We start from the raw sequence: 18,834 nt of genomic DNA on the forward strand, positions 1-18,834 counted from the left end.
AGGCGAGCCCGCGTCGGGGGCGTCCACACCGACCGGGGGCGAGGAGGCTGCGTGCGACGGTCCGACGGCCGGCGTCGGCGGGTCGGCGCCCTGGTGGCGGTCGTGGCGCTCGCGCTCGTGGCGTGCAGCGACGCCGGCGGCGACGACGGCGGCGGCGGCGAGACGGGTGGTGCGACGGCCTCCGCGCGTCCGGCGCTGGACGAGCCGCACCGGGCGCTCCGGGACGTCGCGCCCGACGGCGTCGTCGTGGGGACGGCGGCCGCCGGCGGCGGGCACCTGGGCACGGGTCGCGACCCGTTCCAGGTGGACGAGCGGTACCGGGCGCTCGTGGGCTCGGAGTTCAGCTCCGTGACCCCGGAGAACCAGCTGAAGTGGGAGTACGTGCACCCGGAGCGGGACGGCTACACGTTCGAGGCGGCCGACGACGTCGTGGACTTCGCGCAGGAGCACGGGATGGTCGTGCGCGGCCACACGCTGCTGTGGCACAGCCAGAACCCCGCGTGGCTGGAGCAGGGCGACTACTCGCCGGCGGAGCTCCGGGAGATCCTGCACGAGCACGTCACGACGGTGGTCGGCCGGTACGCGGGCCGGGTCGCGCAGTGGGACGTCGCGAACGAGATCATCGACGAGCGCGGCCGGCTGCGGACGCAGGAGAACATCTGGCTGCGCGAGCTGGGGCCCGGCGTGATCGCGGACGCCTTCCGATGGGCGCACGAGGCCGACCCGGACGCGCTGCTGTTCCTCAACGACTACGACGCCGAGGTGGTGAACGCGAAGTCCGACGCCTACCTCGCGCTCGCGACGGACCTCCTGGCCCAGGGCGTACCCGTGCACGGCTTCGGCGTGCAGGGGCACCTGGTCCTCGAGCGCGACCCGCCGGGCGAGGGCCTGGCGGCGAACCTGCAGCGCTTCGCCGACCTCGGCCTCGCCACGGCGGTGACGGAGGCGGACGTCCGCATGGTGCTCGAGGACGGGCGGGCCACGCCGGAGCAGCTGGCCCTGCAGGGCGAGTACTACGCGAACCTGGTCGCGGGCTGCCTGGCCGTCGCGGGCTGCGACTCGATCACGCTCTGGGGGTTCACCGACCGCTACTCCTGGGTCCCCTCGTGGTTCGAGGGTCTCGGCGCGGCGACCGTGCTGACCGAGGACTATGTGCCCAAGCCCGCGTACGACGCGGTGGCTGCAGCGCTGGAGGAGAGCCGATGATCGTCACGTCAGCACCCGCGTCCACCGTGGCGGGGGAGCGTCAGTTCTGCCTCACCTTCGACGACGGGCCCAACCCGCCCGACACGGACCGGCTGCTCGACGTCCTCGCTGGGCACGCCGTCACGGCCGTGTTCTGCCTGGTGGGGGAGGTGGTGCGCGCCCACCCGGACGTCGCGGCGCGCGTGGTGGCGGCCGGTCACCTGCTGGGCAACCACTCGCTGCGGCACGACGACATGGGCGACTGGCCCGCGGACCGCGTCCGTGCCGACCTCGTGGAGGCGACGGCGATCATCGAGGACGCCACGGGTGCGCCCGTGCCGTACTTCCGGGCGCCGTTCGGCAGCTGGGGCGCGTCCGAGGCAGTGGCCACCGAGCTCGGCATGACTCCGCTCGGGTGGCAGCTCGCGGTCGAGGACTGGCTGGCACCTCCCGCGGACACGCTCGTCGGGCGGATTCGAGACGGGCTCGAGCCCGGCGGCGTCGTGCTGCTGCACGACGGGGGCGGCGACCGGTCGTCGACCGTGACGGCTGTCCAGCGCGTGCTCCCGCACCTGCTGGCCGACGGCTGGACGGCGTCCCTGCCGGCCCGGCTGCCGTCGGGCCGCTGATCGCGGCGCGCCGGCGCTCTCCGGGGGGCCACGCGGCGGTCTCCGGGTGAATTAGTCCGGTAACTGCCGTGTCAACCCTTGTGGGACGGCATGTCCGATGTCAGCCTGGGACTCCGAGCGACGCGTGACACCCCCGTGGCATTCCCCCTCGCGCCGCGTCATTCGAGGAGTCCCCATGAGGTCACGCCTGTCGCTCGCCCTCGCGGCGAGCCTTCTGCTCGTCCCGCTGACCGCCGCGGGCGCCGCCGCGGTCACGCTCCACACGCCGCACCTCAACACCGCCGTGGACTGCGACGGTCAGGTGCTGTGGCACTTCGTGCACAACCAGGTGGCGCCGGGCAACGCCACCGCCGGCACGCTCACCGCCACCTTCGACGGCGCCGGCGCCGTCGTGGTCGACGCCTCGAGCGTGCTGAACCGCGTGCGGCACTACGACGTCGTCACGCCGTCCGGAGACACGCTGCTGGGAGCCTCCGACACGATCGCGGAGGGCAAGCTCGTCCTGAGCCACACCGAGTGCCTGCCCGGCGAGGAGCCGGACCCCGAGTGCGTCGCAGGCTCCTCCGTGGTGGTGACCTGGCCCGACGTCCGCCTCGGGTTCTTCAACGTGACGGGGCTCGTCGAGTCGGCCGCCACGTCGACGTCGCTGCTCCCGGGTGACTACGCGGTCACCCTGACGTCCACGGACCCGTTCCACGCCCCGGGCTACCAGCCGGAGCAGGACCAGGAGCAGTGGTACGTCGTGCTGACGCTCGGCGGCTCGCCGGTGGCGACCACGGGCACCATCTCCGACCTCCCGACGGACGTCCTCACCCTCACCGAGGGCGTGGGGACGGTCTCCCTGCCCGACGGCGCCGACGGTGCCGTCGCGACGCACCTGCTCATCGGTCTCGACTACAGCGCCTTCTGGCTCTCGCCGGAGAGCGTCGAGCCCACGCAGGCGGTCTTCACCTGCATCTGAGCGGCCCACGCGACGAAGCCCCGGTTCCTCTCACGGAGGAGCCGGGGCTTCGTCATGTGCAGGTCAGCGGGCCGCGCTCGACCGGGCCCGCCCTGACGTGACCTGCAGGTCAGACGTCGTAGTACAGCTCGAACTCGTGCGGGTGCGGCCGCTGACGGATCGGGTCGATCTCGTGCGTGCGCTTGTAGTCGACCCACGTCTCGATGAGGTCCGGCGTGAAGACGCCGCCCTCGGTGAGGAAGTCGTGGTCGGCCTCGAGCGCGTCGAGCGCCTCCTCGAGCGACGCAGGGAGCTGGGCGATGGCCGCGTGCTCCTCGGGCGGCAGCTCGTACAGGTCCTTGTCGACCGGCTCCGGCGGCTCGATCTTGTTCTTGATGCCGTCCAGGCCGGCCATGAGCATCGCGGCGAACGCCAGGTACGGGTTCGACGACGGGTCCGGCACCCGGAACTCGATCCGCTTCGCCTTCGGGTTGGAGCCCGTGACCGGGATCCGGACGCACGCGGAGCGGTTGCGCGCCGAGTACACCAGGTTGACCGGGGCCTCGAACCCGGGGACCAGGCGGTGGAAGCTGTTCACGGTCGGGTTGGTGAACGCCAGCAGCGCGGGCGCGTGCTTGAGCAGGCCGCCGATGTACCAGCGCGCGACGTCGGACAGCCCGCCGTAGCCCTTCTCGTCGTAGAACAGCGGCTCGCCGTTCTTCCACAGCGACTGGTGGCAGTGCATGCCCGAGCCGTTGTCGCCGAACAGGGGCTTCGGCATGAAGGTCACCGTCCGGCCGTTGCGGTGCACGACGTTCTTCACGATGTACTTGAAGAGCATGACCTTGTCGGCCGACTTCGCGAGCGTGTCGAAGCGGTAGTTGATCTCCGCCTGGCCGGCGGTGCCGACCTCGTGGTGCGAGCGCTCGACCTTGAGGCCGGCCTTGTCGAGCTCGAGGCAGATCTCGTCGCGCAGGTCGGCGAAGTGGTCGACCGGCGGGACGGGGAAGTACCCGCCCTTGTACGGGGTCTTGTGGCCGAGGTTGCCGCCCTCCTCCTTGCGGCCGGTGTTCCACGCGGCCTCGATGGAGTCGATGTGGTAGTAGCTCTCGGACTGGCTCGTGAAGAACCGGATGTCGTCGAAGATGTAGAACTCCGCCTCGGGGGCGAAGAACGCGGTGTCCGCGATCCCCGTCGACTTCAGGTACGCCTCGGCCTTGGCGGCGATCTGCCGCGGGTCGCGGGTGTACGGCTCGTCGGTGTACGGGTCGACGATCGACATCGTGATGTTGAGGGTCTTCTCGGTCCGGAACGGGTCGAGGTAGGCCGTGCCGATGTCGGCCAGGAGCTTCATGTCCGACTCGTGGATGGCCTGGAAGCCACGGATCGACGAGCCGTCGAACATCTGGCCCTCGGTGAAGAAGGTCGCGTCGACCGTCTGAGCGGGCACGTTGAAGTGCTGCATCACACCCGGCAGGTCGCAGAACCGGACGTCGACGAACTTGACGTCCTCCTTCTTGATGAAGGCGATGACCTCATCGGCGGAACTGAACATCCGCGGCTTCTCCTCGCTCTCGTGGTCGATGGTCGCCGTCAGGCCGCCCATCGTGGTCGGACCGCTCCGGGTCCCATCGTGCTCCCGGGCGCGGCGCCTGCACCGAGGCTAGGGGACCGCGATTTCCCGACCATGTACCTCGTGTTTCCGCTGGGTTACCTCCTGCCCGGCCGGCGCCGGGTCTTCCGGGGGGTGCACGGCAGGCGGCGGGTAGCCTTGCGCCGTGGCGAGACGTGAGGACCTGGGCTCGTGGCTCGAGGGGCCGCCGACGGACCCGGCGGAGGAGTCGGGCCTCGGCCTGCCTGCTGACGGGCCCGGCTCGCTCGCGCGCCTGCCGCGCCGCTTCGTGGCGCTGCTGGTGGACTGGTTCCTCAGTCTCGCCGTGAGCGGCCTGCTCTTCCCCGAGGACGGCGCTGCACGGGGCATCCTCGCCGGTGACCGCATGGCGACCCTGGCGGTCTTCGGCATCTCCAGCGCCGTGCTCGTGGGCCTGCTCGGGCACACCATCGGCCACCGGCTGGCGGGGCTGCGGGTGATCCGGCTGCGGGACGGCCGTGCGCCAGGGCTGGTGGCCGGCCTCGTGCGCAGCGCGTTGCTGGTGCTGGTGATCCCCGCGGTGGTCTGGGGCCGGGACGGCCGCGGCCTGCACGACGTCCTGGCCGGGACGGCGATCGTCCGTCGCTAGCGGGCGACGGCCTCACCATCGGCCGGTGCCCGCCACACGAGCGAGTAGCGCCAGTACAGGTGGTGGCGGAACCGGACGCCCGGCAGGAGCCGGGCCGACTCCCGCCAGATGCGCCCGTAGGTCTCGTGGGACTCCCGGAGCGGGACGCTGGGCTCCCAGTGCCCGCGGACGAGGCGGGCGGGCCAGTTCGCGAGGGTTCCGAGCAGGATCCACCAGTAGTCGAGGGGGCCCGAGGGCTGGGCGCCACCGACGACGACGAGCGCGCCGCCGGGGGCGACGAGCTCGCGGAGCCGCCGTAGCCCGGCGTCGAGGTCCATGTGGTGCAGCACCATGAAGCACGTCACCAGGTCGAACGGTCCGCCCAGGTCGGCCGTGAGCGCGTCGCCGTGGACGTAGGTCAGCGCGGGTGCCAGGTCACGGGCGAGCGCGACGGCGCCCGCGTCCGCGTCCACGCCCACGACCTCGTGCGCGAACGGTGCGACCCGCCGGGTCAGCAGCCCCTCGCCGCAGCCGACGTCGAGCACGCGCCCCCACGGGGGCGGCGCCCAGCGGGGCAGGAACCGGTGGTAGTGGGTGTTGTGGTTCCAGCACTCGGCCGTGCGGAAGGTCCGGCGGACGGCCTCCGCGTCGACGGCAGGCACTCGGTGGGCAGGCACCGGCTCAGCGCCCGCGCATCCCCTTGCGGTCCGGACGCGCACGGTACGGGTCGACGCCCTTGGGCACGGGCAGCCGGGCGCCGCCGAGGGCGTGCAGCCGCTTCGCCACCTCGTCGGTGGCCCGCTTGTCGAGCGTCGGCCGGATCTTGCGGATGCGCTTGGCCAGGTTGCGCAGCGGCACCTGGTCCTTCTCGTCGCCGCACTGGATGACGGTGACGGGCACGTTCGGCAGGACCCGGGTGACGCGCTTGCGCTGGTCGTCGAGCATGCGGGTGACGCGGTGCGACGGCCCCTCGGAGACGAGCACGACGCCGCCGCGACCGGAGCCCCGGAACACGATGTCCAGGGTCTTCGGGTTCATGTCCACCGGGTCGTCCGGGAAGTCCCAGCCGCGCACGGTCCGCACGGCCGAGAGGCTGGCCCCCGGCTGCCCCTCGATGCGCTTGTAGCCGGCCGCCTCCGCGCGCCGGGCCAGCAGGAACATCATCCCGATGAGCGCGACCGGGACCCCGATGACGAGGAAGTACCACAGCCGCCCGGTGCCGATGCCGACGCCGGTCGCGGCACCCATCACGACGACGAAGATGCCGACCAGCCACCACGTGATGGAGGGGTCGACCTCGGCCGTCATGCGGTACGCCTGCCAGAGCGTGGCGTACCAGCGCTGCTTCTTCACCTTGGGTGCCTTGGGTGCCTTCGGTGAGGCATCGGTCGATCGGGCCATGGCCGGGAGTCTAGTTGCCATGGCGGGTGCCCCTGTGGGCCGGACCGCGCACCGGTCCGGCCGGCCCCTGTGCTCGCCCGGGCTCGCCGGGCGTCAGCGGGCGAGCAGGCTCGACGCCTCCTGGCGCGCGGGCATCGGCGTGGCGAGGTGGGCGAGCGCGGCCGGGATCTCGCGACCGTGGCGCTGCATCGCCTGGGCCCACAGGCGGCCCGCGCGGTACGACGACCGCACGAGCGGGCCGGACATCACCCCGAGGAAGCCCATCTCCTCCGCCTCCGTCGAGAGGGCGACGAACTCCTCGGGGCGCACCCACCGGTCGACGGGGTGGTGCCGGACCGACGGCCGCAGGTACTGCGTGATCGTCACCAGGTCGCAGCCGGCGTCCCGGAGCGCCTGCAGGGCCTCCACGGTCTCCTCGTACGTCTCGCCCATGCCGAGGATGAGGTTGGACTTGGTGACCAGGCCGGCGTCGCGCGCCGCGGTGAGGACGGACAGCGAGCGGTCGTACCGGAACCCCGGCCGGATCTGCTTGAAGATCCGGGGGACCGTCTCGAGGTTGTGGGCGAGAACCTCGGGCCGGGAGCCGAAGACCTCCTCCAGCAGGGCGGGAGCGGCGTTGAAGTCGGGGATGAGGAGCTCGACGCCCGTCCCAGGGTTGAGCGCGTGGATCTGCCGGACCGTCTCGGCGTAGAGCCAGGCTCCGCCGTCGGGCAGGTCGTCGCGGGCCACGCCGGTCACCGTCGAGTACCGCAGGCCCATCGTCCGGACGGACTCCGCCACGCGCCGAGGCTCGTCCGCGTCGAACGCCGCGGGCTTGCCGGTGTCGATCTGGCAGAAGTCGCAGCGGCGCGTGCACTGGTCGCCGCCGATGAGGAACGTCGCCTCGCGGTCCTCCCAGCACTCGAAGATGTTGGGGCAGCCGGCCTCTTCGCAGACCGTGTGCAGCCCGCCGCCGTGCACGAGCTGCTTGAGCTCGCTGTACTGCGGGCCCATCGTGGCGCGCGTCCGGATCCAGTCCGGCTTCTTCTCGATCGGCTTCTGCGCGTTGCGCGCCTCGACGCGCAGCATCCGGCGTCCCTCGGGGGCGATCGTCACGCGGACAGACTATGTCAGGCCGAGACCGGGTGTTCTGCGTGGTCCGCGGCCGTGCGCGGGGCCCGGGCCGCGCCGTCGGCCACCAGCGGCTGGAGCGTCGCGGCCAGGGCGGCCCGCAGCAGCGGCGCCAGCTGCGCGACGGTCACCGGCCGACCCAGCTCCGCCGTCAGCGACGTCGCGTCCGCGTCGGGCAGCCCGCACGGCACGATGCGCGTGAACTCCTGCAGGTCGCACGTGCAGTTCAGGGCGAGACCGTGCATCGTCACGCCCCGGGCGACGCGCACGCCGATCGCCGCGAGCTTGCGCGGGCGCGCGCCGTCGGCGCGGGGGAGCCAGACGCCGGAGCGCCCCTCGGCGCGCTCGGTGGCGAGTCCGACGGCGGCCGCCGCGTCGATGACGGCCTGCTCGAGCGCCCGGACGTAGGCGATCACGTCGACCGGCTCGGCGAGGCGCACGATCGGGTAGGCGACCAGCTGACCTGGTCCGTGCCAGGTGATGCGGCCGCCGCGGTCGACGTCCACGACAGGCGTGCCGTCGACGGGACGGTCCCACGCGGCCGTGCGCCGGCCGGCGGTGTACACGCTCGCGTGCTCGACGAGGAGCACGGTGTCGGGCCGGGTGCCGGCGGCGACCTCGGCGTGCACGGTCCGCTGGAGGTCCCACGCCTCCTGGTACGGGACGTGGCGTCGGCCGAGGTCCAGGGGCACGAACTCCATGGGGGGACGTTACCTGCTGGGACCGGCGCGCTCTCCGTCCGGCCGCTCCGCCGGCTCGGCCGCGACGGCGCCAGGGGCCACCCCGTGGCCGTGCCCGGCGGGGTAGGGGACGGGGGCCCCGTCGACCGGCGCCTCCCCGTGCGCGCGCAGCATCACGGCCAGGAGGTCCCTCAGCTGGGCGACCTGCTCGCCGTTCAGGCCGCGGATGCTCATCTCCTCGGCGATGCGCGGGTCGCCCGCCTCCGCGAGGACCCTGCGACCCGCCTCGGTCATGACCACCTCGTGGCGCCGCGCGTCGTCGGGGTGGGGGTGCCGTTCGACGTAGCCCGACCGCTCGAGCCGTGCCACGACGCGGCTCATCGTCTGCTCGGTGACGCCCGACGCGCGGGCGAGGTCGCGCTGGGATCGCGGCCCGCCGAGCAGGTGGTACAGGACGGGAATCGAGGCGTGGTTGAGGTCCCAGCGCGCCAGGTGGGCGTTCCACTCGTGCTCGATGCCGCGGGCGACGGCGGACAGCATCCGGCCGGTCGGCCACCGCTCCATCTCGACTCCCACGTTCGCCCTGAGGTGAAAGCCGATGATGCCCGGGACAGCCCGCTGGACACCACCTGGCTCCGCCTGCTCATAATACTCAGCATGCTGAGGAATCGACGTGGACGTGGTGTGCTGCGAGGAGCCGGGCTCGTCGCCCTCATCCTCGTGTGGCTGGCGCTGGCCGGGATGGGTGGCCAGTCCGTCGGCAAGCTCTCGGAGGTGCAGGAGAACGACGTCGCGGCGTTCCTCCCGCAGAGCGCCGAGTCGACCCGGGCCGCCGAGCTCGACCAGGGCTTCACCGACGACTCGGTGCTGCCCGCGCTCGTCGTGGTCGAGGCCGACGGCGGCGGTGCGCTGACCGAGCAGCAGATCGGCGCCGTGCAGGGCTGGGCCGCTCAGCTGCCCACGCTGGACGTGGGGGAGGGCGAGACGATCGCCGACCTCCTCGTGGCCGACCCGGTCGCCATCCCGTCCCAGGACGGCGAGGCCGTGCTCGTCACGCTGTCGCTGGACTCCGTGCGCGCCAGCGAGCAGATCGGCGAGGAGCGGGTGGTCAACCTCGTCGTCGCCGCCGTCCGCGACGCAGCCACCCCGCTCGAGGACGCCGGACTGGTGTCGTGGGTGACCGGCCCCGCCGGGTCCATCGCCGACCTCGTCGAGGCGTTCGGGGGGATCGACGGCCTGCTTCTGCTCGTCGCCCTCGCCGTCGTCTTCGTCATCCTCATCCTGGTCTACCGGTCGCCGAGCCTGCCCTTCACGGTGCTCTTCACGGCCCTCTTCGGCCTCTCGGCCGCCGCGCTCGTGGTCTACCAGCTCGCCAAGGCCGGTGTGCTCGTCCTCAACGGCCAGAGCCAGGGCATCCTGTTCATCCTCGTCGTGGGTGCCGCGACCGACTACTCGCTGCTCATCGTGGCGCGCTACCGCGAGGAGCTCCGCCGGGTCGAGTCGCCGTACACGGCGATGTCGCGGGCGCTGCGCGCCTCGTTCGAGCCCATCGCCGCCAGCGCCGGCACCGTCATCGCCGGTCTGCTCACGCTCCTGCTGTCGGACCTGAAGTCGAACTCGAGCCTCGGCCCCGTCGCCGCGATCGGCATCGCCGCGGCGATGCTCGCCGCGATGACGCTGCTGCCCGCGCTGCTCCTCGCCGCGGGCAAGCGTGCGCGGTTCATCTTCTGGCCGCGGATGCCGCACCCCGTCCCGGTCGACGAGCAGGGCCGGCCGCAGGACGAGACCCTCGCGCACCTCGAGGACCGCACGGGCGTGTGGGGCCGCGTGTCCAAGCTCGTCGGCCGCCGTCCGCGGCTCGTCTGGGCCGGCACCGCCGTCGTGCTCCTCGCGGCCGCGGCCTGGGTGCCGACGCTCGACGCGAGCGGCACCAGCGACAGCGACATCTTCCTCACCGAGGTCGAGTCGGTCACCGGCGGTGAGGCGCTCGCCGAGCACTTCGACGCCGGACAGGTGGAGCCGATCCAGATCTTCGCTCCCGAGGACGCGGCGGCCGACGTCGTCGCGGCGGTCGAGGGCGTCGACGGCATCACGTCGGCGACGGTGTTCACCGGCGCGCCCGGGGCGCCCGGTGCGCCGTCGGAGGCGCCCCCGCTCGTCGTCGACGGGCTCGTGCGGATCGACGCGGTCACGCAGGCCTCGGCCGAGTCGCAGGAGGCCAGCGACGTCGTCGCCGACGTGCGCGACGCCGTCCACGCGGTCGACGGCAGCGCGCTCGTGGGCGGTGCCGCGGCGCAGCGCCTCGACACGCAGGAGACGAACGCGCGCGACCTGACGGTCATCGTGCCGGCGATCCTGCTGGTCATCCTGATCGTGCTGATCCTGCTGCTGCGGTCCGTCGTGGCGCCGCTGCTCATCGTCGCGGCCAACGTGCTCAGCTTCGCCGCCACGATCGGCCTCGGTGCGCTGGCCTTCAACCACGTCTTCGGGTTCCCGGGGACGGACGCCTCCGTGCCGCTGTACGCGTTCGTGTTCCTCGTGGCCCTCGGGATCGACTACTCGATCTTCCTCATGACCCGGGTCCGTGAGGAGTCGTTGGTGCACGGGACGAGGCTCGGCGTGCGCCGCGGCCTGACCGTGACAGGTGGCGTGATCACGAGCGCCGGCCTGGTCCTCGCGGCCACCTTCGGGGCGCTGGCGGTCCTGCCGCTGCTGTTCCTCGTCCAGCTCGCGTTCCTCGTCGCGCTCGGCGTCCTCGTCGACACGTTCATCGTCCGGACGCTCCTGGTGCCCGGCCTGGTGCACGACGTCGGGCGCAGGGTCTGGTGGCCGTGGGAGGGCCGCGTCCCCGCCGACGACACGGCCGACGGCGACGCCGGACGTCAGGCAGGCGCGGCGCCCGCGGTCGAGAGGGCCTGACCGGCACGGAGCCCGACGCGGCGTCGGACGGGGCTGTGGACAACGACACCCGTCCGGCGCCGCGTGCTTGTCTTCTGCGGTGACCTCCCGGACCCTCGTGCGCGCCCTCGCCCGGGCCGGTCTCGAGCCGGCGGGCCCCCTCGGACCGGGCTCCGACGGACCACGGCTCGCCGCGCGCGACGCCGACGGCCGCGGATGGGCGGTGACCGTCGTCGGGCCGCACGAGATGGCCCGCGACGCCCTGCGAGCGCGCGTCGCGGCACTGTCCGGCCTCCGGCACCCGCACGTCGCGCGTGTCGGGCCGCTCCTCGAGCTGCGGGACGGGAGCGCCGTGACGCTGCAGGCGGAGGTGCTCGGGCCGGACCTCGCCACCGTCGTGCTCGCCCGTGGGCCGTGGCGGCCCGGCGAGGTCGTGACGCTCGTCGTGCCGCTCGCCCAAGCCCTGGCGGCCCTGCACGGGGCCGGCCTGGCGCACGGCGACGTCTCGCCGGGCAACGTCGTCCTCGAGAGCGACGGGCGGCCGGTCCTGGTGGACCTCGTGTGCGGTGCGCGGGCCGCGGAGCTCGGCACCCCTGGCCTGGCCGCGCCCGAGCGGCCGCGGGGCGCCGAACCCCCTGGCGACGTGCACGCCCTCGGCCGTCTCGGCCTCGCGCTCCTCGGCGAGCACGCCCCGGCCGGCGCGCCTGCGGGCCCCCCGGGATCTGCGGCGCAGGAGGGCGCGGCCCAGGACGGCGCGGCCGTGGCGCTCCGGGCGGTGCTCGCGTCCGCGACCCACCCGGACCCGGCGGCGCGGCCGGACGCCGCGGCGCTCGCCGACGCCGCCTACGCAGCCTGCGCTCCGGAGCCCGTCCGGCTGCCCGACGCCGCGGTCCTGGCGAGGACGACGCTGCGGCGGCTCGCGGCGCCGGAGGACGTCACGGTGGTCCGGCCGGACCTCGCCCCCGTGTCGCGGCGTGGTCGGCACCGCCGGTCGACGCCGCAGCGGGCGCCGGTCGCCGTCGCGCTGGTCGCGGTCGTGCTCGGGGCCGTCCTCGTCGCGGGACGATGGGCGCCCGCCCGGGGCCCGGAGCCGGTCGCGGACGTCGCGGCGGCAGCGGTGCCCACCGCCGCCCCGGCGGCGGCCGCCAGCCCCGTCGGGGCGGCGGTACGACTGACGTCCCGACGCGCCGAGGCCCTGGGGACCCGGGCGGCCGCGGCGCTGGCATCGGTGACGGTCCCGACGTCGCGGGCCGCGGCGGCGGACCGCCGGCTGGCGGCCGGTCTGTGGCGGCGGGCACCTGAGGCCGGTGGCGCGGTGGTCGAGGAGGTGCACCTCGTCTCGTTCGAGGGTCCGCTCGCGGGCCGACGCGCGGCGCAGGCCCGCGTGCTGGTGCGGGCGCGCGCGTGGGTGACGACCGCCGCGCAGCCTGCCCCGGCCGACGCTGTCCCGGCCGACGGTGTCCCGGCCGACCCCGTCCCGACCGACCCCGTCCCGACCGACCCCGCCCCGACCGACCCGGCCGACCCGGACGCAGCGGCACCGGCATCGACGGCCGTGGTCCTGGTGCTCGAAGGCGGTCGCGCCGGCTGGCGCGTCAGCGACGTGGTGCCCGCGCCTGCTGTGTGAGCCAGCGCGCGGCCGCCGGCACGTCCGGGTGCTCGAAGACGAAGCCGTCGTCGAGGAGCACCCTGGGCACGGCACGCTGGGAGGAGAGGATGTCGTCCGCGAACCCGCCGACGACGGCGCGCAGCGCGACGCGGGGGACCGGCAGGACCGCCGGCCGGTGCAGCTCGTGCGCGACGGCCCGCACGAGCTCGCGCTGCCGTGCGGGTGCGGGCCCGGTCAGGTTCACCGGCCCCCGCACGGACGACGACAGCAGGTGGGCGACCGCGCGGACGTGGTCCGCGAGGGTGATCCAGGCCCAGTGGTTCTGCCCGTCACCGAGCGGCCCGCCGACGCCGAGGCGCAGCAAGGGCAGGAGCCGCCCGAACGAGCCGCCGTCGGGCGACATGACGATGCCCGTCCGCAGGTGGGCCACGCGGACGCCGGCGTCCTCCGCGGCCGCGGTGGCGTCCTCCCACGCGCGGACGACGTCGACGAGGAAGCCCGTGCCGGGCCCGGACTCCTCGGTCAGCAGCTCGTCGCCCCGGTCGCCGTAGAAGCCGACCGCGGAGGCCTGCAGCAGCACGCCCGGACCGGTGCCGTCGGCCGCCAGCTGCGCGAGCGCGCTGGCCAGCAGAGAGGTGGGGACGGTGCGCGAGGTGAGGATGCGCTGCTGGTAGGCAGCGGTCCACCGACGGTCACCGATCCCGGCGCCTCCCAGGTTCACCACGGCGTCCACGCCGCGCAGGTCGGCGGGGTCGAGCCGCCCTGCCTGCGGGTCCCACGAGACCTCGGCCGGAGAGACCACCGGGCGGCGGACGAGCCGCGTCACCCGGTGGCCCTGCGTCGTCAGGTGCGCCGTGAGGGCGCGCCCGAGCATCCCGTGGGAGCCCGCCAGCAGGACGTGCACGGTCCTGACCCGTCGGTCAGCGACTCAGAGTCCGAGCTCGGACTCGAAGTCGCCCTCCTCGAGCCGCTTCTTGACCGTGGCCAGGTAGCGCGACGCGTCGGCGCCGTCGACCAGGCGGTGGTCGTAGGACAGGGACAGGTAGCACATGGTGCGGATCGCGACGTAGTCCGTGCCGTCCTCGTCGGTGGCGACGACCGGGCGCTTGACGATGGCACCCGTGCCGAGGATCGCCGAGGTGCCCAGCGGCACGATGGGCGTGTCGAAGAGCGCGCCCGCCCAGCCGGTGTTCGTCACGGTGAAGGTCGCGCCGCTGAGCTCGTCCGGCGTCACCTTGTTGGCCCGGGTGCGTGCCGCGAGGTCGGCGATCTTGCGGGCGATGCCCGCGAGGTTGAGGTCGCCGGCGTCGCGGATCACGGGAACCACCAGACCACGGTCGGTGTCGACGGCGATGCCGACGTTCTCCTGGCCGTGGTAGGTGATCTGGTCGCCGGTGAGCACGCCGTTGACCTTCGGGTGGGCCTTCAGCGCCTCGGTCGCCGCGAGCACGAAGAAGGGCAGGTACGACAGCCCGACGCCCTCGCGGGCCTTGAAGTCGTCCTTGGCGCGCGCGCGCAGGCGGGCGACCTTGGTGACGTCGACCTCCACGACCGTGGTGAGCTGCGCCATCGACTGCATCGACTCGACCATGCGCGAGGCGATGATCTGCCGCAGGCGGCTGGCCTTCTCGGTGGTACCCCGCAGGGGCGAGACCTCCGGGGCGGCGGACTCGGCGCGCCGCTGGCGACGCGTGACCTGCTCCGCGGCGGACTCGGTGCGCTCGGCGGCGGCAGGCGCCTGCGCCGCGGCAGCGCGCTCACGCTCGGCGCGCTCCGCGGCCTCGAGGACGTCCTCCTTGCGGATGCGTCCGCCGACGCCGGTCCCGGTCACCGCGGCGAGGTCGACGCCCTTCTCGGCGGCGAGCTTGCGCACGAGAGGCGTCAGGTAGCCACCGCCCGCGGCCGGCTGCGCCACCGCCGACGGCTGTGCCGCGGGCGCGGGCTGCTGCGCGGGTGCGGGCTGCTGCGCCGGTGCGGGCTGCTGCGCCGGCGCGGGCTGCTGTGCAGCGGGCTCACCGGCCTGCTGCGCGCCCTCGACCGACGCGTCGACCGACGCCGGGCCGGCGCTGTCGGCACCGGCGGTCGCGTTCTCGGCCTGGCCGGCCGGCGCGGCGGTCGCCGCAGGAGCTGCGGCCGCGGCCGGGGCAGCGCCCGCCGAACCGACGCGCGCGAGGACGGCGCCCACCTGCGCGGTCTCGTCCTCGCCGACGAGGATCTCGACGACGGTGCCGGCGACGGGGGAGGGGATCTCGGTGTCGACCTTGTCGGTGGAGACCTCGAGCAGCGGCTCGTCGACCTCGACCGACTCGCCGACCTGCTTCAGCCAGCGGGTGACGGTGCCCTCGGTCACGGACTCGCCCAGGGCGGGCATCGTCACGTCCTGGGCGTCGCCCGACGGCGCGTCCGCGGCCTGCGTCGGGGCGGCCGGCGCGGGGGTCGACTCCTCGACCTCGGCGGGGACCTGGGCCGCCTGCTGCGACGCACCGGCGTCGGCGGTGTCCGCCGGCTCCTGGGCCGGAGCGGGGGCGGCCTCGGCCTGCGGGGCTGCCGGGGCGCTCCCCGCCTCGTCGGCCGCGCCGATGCGCGCGAGCGGCGCCCCGACCTCGACCGTCTCGTCCTCGCCCACGAGGATCTCGAGGAGGGTGCCGGTGAACGGCGACGGGATCTCGGTGTCGACCTTGTCGGTCGACACCTCGAGCAGCGGCTCGTCGACCTGGACGGAATCGCCCACCTGCTTGAGCCACCGGGTGACAGTTCCCTCGGTGACGCTCTCGCCGAGAGCCGGCATCTGCACGGTGTCGGACATGACCACGCGTCTCCTCGCCTTAGTTGTGGGCGTGCAACGGCTTGCCGGCGAGGGCCAGGAAGGCCTCGCCGAGAGCCTCGTTCTGGGTGGGGTGCGCGTGCACGAGCGCCGCGACGTCCTCCGGGTAGGCCTCCCAGTTGACGACGAGCTGCCCCTCGGCGATGAGCTCGCCGACACGCGCTCCGATCATGTGCACCCCGACGACGGGGCCGTCCTTGCGGCGGACGAGCTTGACGAAGCCCGTGGTGCCGAGGATCTGGCTCTTGCCGTTGCCGCCGAGGTTGTACTCGAGGGTCGACACGGCGTCCGCACCGTAGGTTTCCTTCGCCTTGGCCTCGGTCAGCCCCACGGAGGCGACCTCGGGCTCGGAGTAGGTGACGCGGGGGATGCCGGACTCGACGAGCGGCGCCGGGTTCAGCCCCGCGATCTCCTCGGCCACGAAGATGCCCTGCGCGAACCCGCGGTGGGCCAGCTGGAGGCCGGGCACGATGTCGCCGACGGCGAAGACGTTCGGCACGCCGGTGCGCAGCCGCTCGTCGGTGAGCACGAACCCGCGGTCCATCCGCACGCCCTGCTCCTCGTACCCGAGGCCCTCGGTGCGCGGGCCGCGGCCGACGGCGACGAGGAGGTACTCGGCGTCGAACGTCTTGCCGTCCTCGAGCGTGACGTGCACGCCCTGGTCGTCCTGCGTCACGCCCTGGAACCGGACGCCGAGCGAGAACCGGATGCCGCGCTTGCGGAACGCCCGCTCGAACGCCTTGGAGAGCGCCTCGTCCTCGGCGGGGACGAGGTGGGGGAGCGCCTCGACGATCGTGACCTCGGCCCCGAAGGAGCGCCAGACGCTCGCGAACTCGCTGCCGATGACGCCGCCGCCGAGCACGATGACCGAGCCGGGCACGCGGTCGAGCTTCAGGGCGCCGTCGGACGTGATGACGCGGCCGCCGATGTCGAGACCGGGCAGCGTGCGGGCGTACGAGCCGGTGGCCAGCACGACGTGACGGCCGGTGTAGCGGACCCCGTCCACCTCGACCGTGTCGGGGGCGACCAGGCGGCCCCAGCCCTGCACGTACGTGATGCCGTGCGCCTTGACCAGGCCCTGCAGGCCCTTGTACAGCCGCCCGACGACGTTGTCCTTGTACTCGTGCAGCGCAGGCATGTCGATGCCGTCGAGGCTGGCGCGGACGCCGAACTTGGCGCTCTCGCGCGCGGCGTCGGCGACCTCGGCGGCGTGCAGCAGCGCCTTGGTCGGGATGCAGCCGTAGTGCAGGCAGGTCCCACCGACCTTGTCCGCCTCGATGAGCGCGACGCTCAGGCCGAGCTCGGTGGCGCGCAGGGCGGTCGCGTACCCGCCGCTCCCGCCGCCGAGGACAACGATGTCGTAGACGGTGGGGGTGTCGGCCATGACTCTCCTCGGTCGCGCGCGGTGCGGGCTCCGATCATCTTGTCATCCCCTGAGCAGGGGCGTGAACCTGAACCGGGATCCGCCGGGGTTGGTGGATTCATCCTACGTCTTCTCCCGACCGGGACCGGACGTACTCTTGCGCTCATGGCGAAGTTCGGACGCTTCTTCGGCCGCGCCCGCGCGAAGCGTGAGGGGGTCGCCGCCGCGGAGCGCGCCACCCGGGAGCACCTCGCCCGCTTCGCCGCCGAGCGGGCCGGCGTCGAGGCGTACCTCGAGCCGGCCACCCGCACCACGCCGACGACGGTGGTGCTCGTCGCCCTGACCGGGGAGTGGACGCGCCGCCGCGTGCCCGACGAGCGCACCGCGCGGGAGATCGCCCGCGCCCTGGCGATCCCCGTCTACGACGTCCAGCTCACCGGCTACCCGCGTCGCATGCGGGAGTGGAACGCCAAGCAGCGGCGCCCGGCCCGCTAGTCGCCGCTCGACTCGAGCAGGGTCAGCATCGTCCGGACGCCGACCCCGGTCCCGCCCCGAGGGGTGTAGCCCCACGGCTCGTGCTCGTTGAACGACGGCCCCGCGATGTCCAGGTGCGCCCACGGCACGTCGGCCACGAACTCCTTGAGGAACAGGCCGGCGACGAGCATCCCGCCGCTCCGGTCGCCGATGTTCGCCAGGTCGGCCACGGAGGACTTCAGGCTCGCCCGGAGCTCGGCGGGCAGCGGCATCGGCCAGAACTGCTCGCCCGACGCGCGCGCGGCCTCGACGACGGCGTCGGGCATCGCGCCCGTGCCCATCACGGCCGAGACGAGCGGGCCGAGCGCCACGATCTGCGCACCCGTGAGCGTGGCGATGTCCAGGATCGCGTCCGGCTTCTCCTCGCGGGCGGCGACCAGCCCGTCGGCCAGCACGAGGCGGCCCTCGGCGTCGGTGTTGAGCACCTCCACCGTGGTGCCGCCGCGCTGCGTGATGACGTCGGACGGGCGCTGCGCCGTCCCGGACGGCATGTTCTCCGCCAGGCAGAGCCAGCCGGTGACCGCGACCGGGAGCTCGAGCGCGGCGGCGGCCAGGACCGTGTGCAGCACGGCGGCGGCGCCCGCCATGTCGCTCTTCATCGTCTCCATGGACTTGGCCGGCTTGATCGACAGGCCGCCCGAGTCGAACGTGATGCCCTTGCCGACGAGCGCCACGGTGCGCCGGGGGCGCGACGGCGCGTAGGCGACGCGCACGAGCCGGGGCGGCCGTGCCGAGCCCTGGCCCACGGCGACCAGGCCGCCGTAGCCGCCGGCGGCGAGCGCCTTCTCGTCCAGGACGCTGACCTTGACCTTCGTCCCCTTGGCGGCTGCCTTCGCGAGGTCGGCGAACGCGGCGGGGTAGAGGTCGGCGGGGGCCGCGTTGACCAGGTCCCGCACCGCGTGCACCGCGCGTGCGACGACGCCGGCACGCGTCGCGGCGCGGCTCGCCTCCTTGTCCTTCGCCAGCGGCGTCGAGACGTCGATGCGCGCGGCGGGCCGCTGGGCGGGCTTGGCCGCGCGGTAGCGGTCGTAGACGTAGGCCCCGAGCAGGGCGCCCTCGACGACGGCGCCGAGCGTGGCGGCGTCGTCGGCGGGGAAGGCGAGGCCGAGCGACTCGACCCCGGTGACCTGCCGTGCGGCGGCGCCGGCCGCGCGGCGCAGGCGCTCCGGGTCGGGCTCCGTCCCGGTACCGACGCCGACGAGCGCCAGCACGGGCGCCTTGACCGCGCCGCCGGTCGGGATGCGGTGCACGACGTCCGCCTCGCCGGTGACGCCGAGCGCGGCGGCGGTGGCGGACGCACGGAGGGCGGCGGGCAGGGCGCCGCCGTCGAGCAGCACGGGCCCGTCGGGTCCGGTGGCGACCGGGACGACGAGGGCGTCGACGGCCAGGCGGGCGGGATGCGTCACGGTGAGGGCTGCGGTGGTCACGTCGCGATGCTACCG

At 74.1% G+C, this 18,834-nt stretch carries 17 protein-coding genes; 7 read left to right on the forward strand and 10 right to left on the reverse strand.

From position 1 onward, the window contains the following. Positions 1–51: 51 nt before the first annotated feature. From AFE02nite_RS01860 to AFE02nite_RS01870, 3 genes are all read left to right on the forward strand, one after another. A complete protein-coding gene (locus AFE02nite_RS01860) occupies positions 52–1,206 on the forward strand; it encodes an endo-1,4-beta-xylanase (protein ID WP_261765367.1) in 1,155 nt (384 codons plus the stop codon). Further along, positions 1,203–1,814, forward strand: coding sequence for a polysaccharide deacetylase family protein (locus AFE02nite_RS01865; RefSeq protein ID WP_034246916.1), 612 nt, complete (start codon positions 1,203–1,205; stop codon positions 1,812–1,814). The genes AFE02nite_RS01860 and AFE02nite_RS01865 overlap by 4 nt, the downstream gene beginning before the upstream one ends. A 175-nt stretch (positions 1,815–1,989) precedes the next feature. After that, positions 1,990–2,775 carry a hypothetical protein gene (locus tag AFE02nite_RS01870; protein ID WP_034246918.1) on the forward strand — a complete coding sequence of 262 codons (786 nt, stop codon included), beginning with the start codon at positions 1,990–1,992 and terminating at the stop codon, positions 2,773–2,775. A gap of 109 nt (positions 2,776–2,884) precedes the next feature. Here the strand turns inward: AFE02nite_RS01870 and glnA are convergent, their stop codons facing one another. Beyond that, positions 2,885–4,309 (reverse strand): type I glutamate--ammonia ligase, encoded by a 1,425-nt coding sequence (gene glnA, locus AFE02nite_RS01875; protein WP_034246929.1) that lies wholly within the window; start codon positions 4,307–4,309, stop codon positions 2,885–2,887. A gap of 223 nt (positions 4,310–4,532) precedes the next feature. On the opposite strand from glnA, the gene AFE02nite_RS01880 reads away from it, so the two are divergent. Continuing rightward, positions 4,533–4,994: an RDD family protein gene (locus AFE02nite_RS01880; protein WP_034246919.1), complete on the forward strand. Its 462-nt coding sequence runs from the start codon at positions 4,533–4,535 to the stop codon at positions 4,992–4,994. On the opposite strand, the gene AFE02nite_RS01885 is transcribed toward AFE02nite_RS01880, so the two are convergent. The 5 genes from AFE02nite_RS01885 to AFE02nite_RS01905 all read right to left on the reverse strand — a co-directional run bounded on the left by AFE02nite_RS01885 (position 4,991) and on the right by AFE02nite_RS01905 (position 8,728). Next, positions 4,991–5,650: a class I SAM-dependent methyltransferase gene (locus AFE02nite_RS01885; RefSeq protein WP_186814446.1), complete on the reverse strand. Its 660-nt coding sequence runs from the start codon at positions 5,648–5,650 to the stop codon at positions 4,991–4,993. The genes AFE02nite_RS01880 and AFE02nite_RS01885 overlap by 4 nt on opposite strands. A gap of 4 nt (positions 5,651–5,654) precedes the next feature. Continuing rightward, positions 5,655–6,374 (reverse strand): DUF4191 domain-containing protein, encoded by a 720-nt coding sequence (locus AFE02nite_RS01890; protein ID WP_034246923.1) that lies wholly within the window; start codon positions 6,372–6,374, stop codon positions 5,655–5,657. 93 nt (positions 6,375–6,467) lie between these two features. Beyond that, the gene (lipA, locus tag AFE02nite_RS01895) at positions 6,468–7,469 is read right to left on the reverse strand and encodes a lipoyl synthase (protein ID WP_034246925.1); all 1,002 of its coding nucleotides are present in this window, start codon (positions 7,467–7,469) and stop codon (positions 6,468–6,470) included. Positions 7,470–7,483: 14 nt separating this feature from the next. Then, on the reverse strand, positions 7,484–8,185 hold the full coding sequence (gene lipB, locus AFE02nite_RS01900; RefSeq protein WP_052113757.1) for a lipoyl(octanoyl) transferase LipB: 702 nt from the start codon (positions 8,183–8,185) through the stop codon (positions 7,484–7,486). Positions 8,186–8,194: 9 nt separating this feature from the next. Further along, positions 8,195–8,728: a MarR family winged helix-turn-helix transcriptional regulator gene (locus tag AFE02nite_RS01905; protein ID WP_146818978.1), complete on the reverse strand. Its 534-nt coding sequence runs from the start codon at positions 8,726–8,728 to the stop codon at positions 8,195–8,197. A 93-nt stretch (positions 8,729–8,821) separates the two neighbouring features. On the opposite strand from AFE02nite_RS01905, the gene AFE02nite_RS01910 reads away from it, so the two are divergent. Together AFE02nite_RS01910 and AFE02nite_RS01915 are read left to right on the forward strand one after the other, a co-directional pair. Further along, positions 8,822–11,083 (forward strand): MMPL family transporter, encoded by a 2,262-nt coding sequence (locus AFE02nite_RS01910; RefSeq protein WP_146818979.1) that lies wholly within the window; start codon positions 8,822–8,824, stop codon positions 11,081–11,083. A 79-nt stretch (positions 11,084–11,162) separates the two neighbouring features. Then, a complete protein-coding gene (locus tag AFE02nite_RS01915) occupies positions 11,163–12,689 on the forward strand; it encodes a hypothetical protein (RefSeq protein WP_146818980.1) in 1,527 nt (508 codons plus the stop codon). On the opposite strand, the gene AFE02nite_RS01920 is transcribed toward AFE02nite_RS01915, so the two are convergent. Genes AFE02nite_RS01920 through lpdA form a run of 3 tightly spaced genes read right to left on the reverse strand, consistent with a single transcriptional unit; the run spans position 12,658 to position 16,879 of the window. Continuing rightward, entirely contained in the window at positions 12,658–13,575 is a 918-nt protein-coding gene (locus tag AFE02nite_RS01920) for a TIGR01777 family oxidoreductase (protein WP_034249732.1), read from the reverse strand. The two genes, AFE02nite_RS01915 and AFE02nite_RS01920, sit on opposite strands and share 32 nt — an antisense overlap. A gap of 24 nt (positions 13,576–13,599) precedes the next feature. Next, positions 13,600–15,477, reverse strand: coding sequence for a 2-oxoglutarate dehydrogenase, E2 component, dihydrolipoamide succinyltransferase (sucB, locus tag AFE02nite_RS01925; RefSeq protein WP_146819243.1), 1,878 nt, complete (start codon positions 15,475–15,477; stop codon positions 13,600–13,602). A gap of 19 nt (positions 15,478–15,496) precedes the next feature. Next, complete coding sequence (gene lpdA, locus AFE02nite_RS01930) at positions 15,497–16,879, reverse strand: dihydrolipoyl dehydrogenase (protein ID WP_034246336.1); 1,383 nt, start codon at positions 16,877–16,879, stop codon at positions 15,497–15,499. 144 nt (positions 16,880–17,023) lie between these two features. Here lpdA and AFE02nite_RS01935 point away from each other — a divergent pair, with 144 nt between their 5' ends. Continuing rightward, positions 17,024–17,353: a hypothetical protein gene (locus AFE02nite_RS01935; protein ID WP_034246333.1), complete on the forward strand. Its 330-nt coding sequence runs from the start codon at positions 17,024–17,026 to the stop codon at positions 17,351–17,353. Here the strand turns inward: AFE02nite_RS01935 and AFE02nite_RS01940 are convergent. Next, positions 17,350–18,819, reverse strand: coding sequence for a leucyl aminopeptidase (locus AFE02nite_RS01940; RefSeq protein WP_034246330.1), 1,470 nt, complete (start codon positions 18,817–18,819; stop codon positions 17,350–17,352). The genes AFE02nite_RS01935 and AFE02nite_RS01940 overlap by 4 nt on opposite strands. Positions 18,820–18,834 lie beyond the last annotated feature (15 nt).

The sequence above is a fragment of the Actinotalea fermentans genome (assembly GCF_007991475.1).
Lineage (GTDB): Bacteria > Actinomycetota > Actinomycetes > Actinomycetales > Cellulomonadaceae > Actinotalea > Actinotalea fermentans.

What these genes read in the sequence shown, in the direction of transcription:
- AFE02nite_RS01865 (WP_034246916.1), top strand. Translation starts at nt 1,203, where the DNA reads ATGATCGTCACGTCAGCACCCGCGTCCACCGTGGCGGGGGAGCGTCAG.
- AFE02nite_RS01870 (WP_034246918.1), top strand. Translation starts at nt 1,990, where the DNA reads ATGAGGTCACGCCTGTCGCTCGCCCTCGCGGCGAGCCTTCTGCTCGTC.
- glnA (WP_034246929.1), bottom strand. Translation starts at nt 4,309, where the DNA reads ATGTTCAGTTCCGCCGATGAGGTCATCGCCTTCATCAAGAAGGAGGAC.
- AFE02nite_RS01890 (WP_034246923.1), bottom strand. Translation starts at nt 6,374, where the DNA reads ATGGCCCGATCGACCGATGCCTCACCGAAGGCACCCAAGGCACCCAAG.
- lipB (WP_052113757.1), bottom strand. Translation starts at nt 8,185, where the DNA reads ATGGAGTTCGTGCCCCTGGACCTCGGCCGACGCCACGTCCCGTACCAG.
- AFE02nite_RS01905 (WP_146818978.1), bottom strand. Translation starts at nt 8,728, where the DNA reads ATGGAGCGGTGGCCGACCGGCCGGATGCTGTCCGCCGTCGCCCGCGGC.
- AFE02nite_RS01910 (WP_146818979.1), top strand. Translation starts at nt 8,822, where the DNA reads ATGCTGAGGAATCGACGTGGACGTGGTGTGCTGCGAGGAGCCGGGCTC.
- sucB (WP_146819243.1), bottom strand. Translation starts at nt 15,477, where the DNA reads ATGTCCGACACCGTGCAGATGCCGGCTCTCGGCGAGAGCGTCACCGAG.
- lpdA (WP_034246336.1), bottom strand. Translation starts at nt 16,879, where the DNA reads ATGGCCGACACCCCCACCGTCTACGACATCGTTGTCCTCGGCGGCGGG.
- AFE02nite_RS01935 (WP_034246333.1), top strand. Translation starts at nt 17,024, where the DNA reads ATGGCGAAGTTCGGACGCTTCTTCGGCCGCGCCCGCGCGAAGCGTGAG.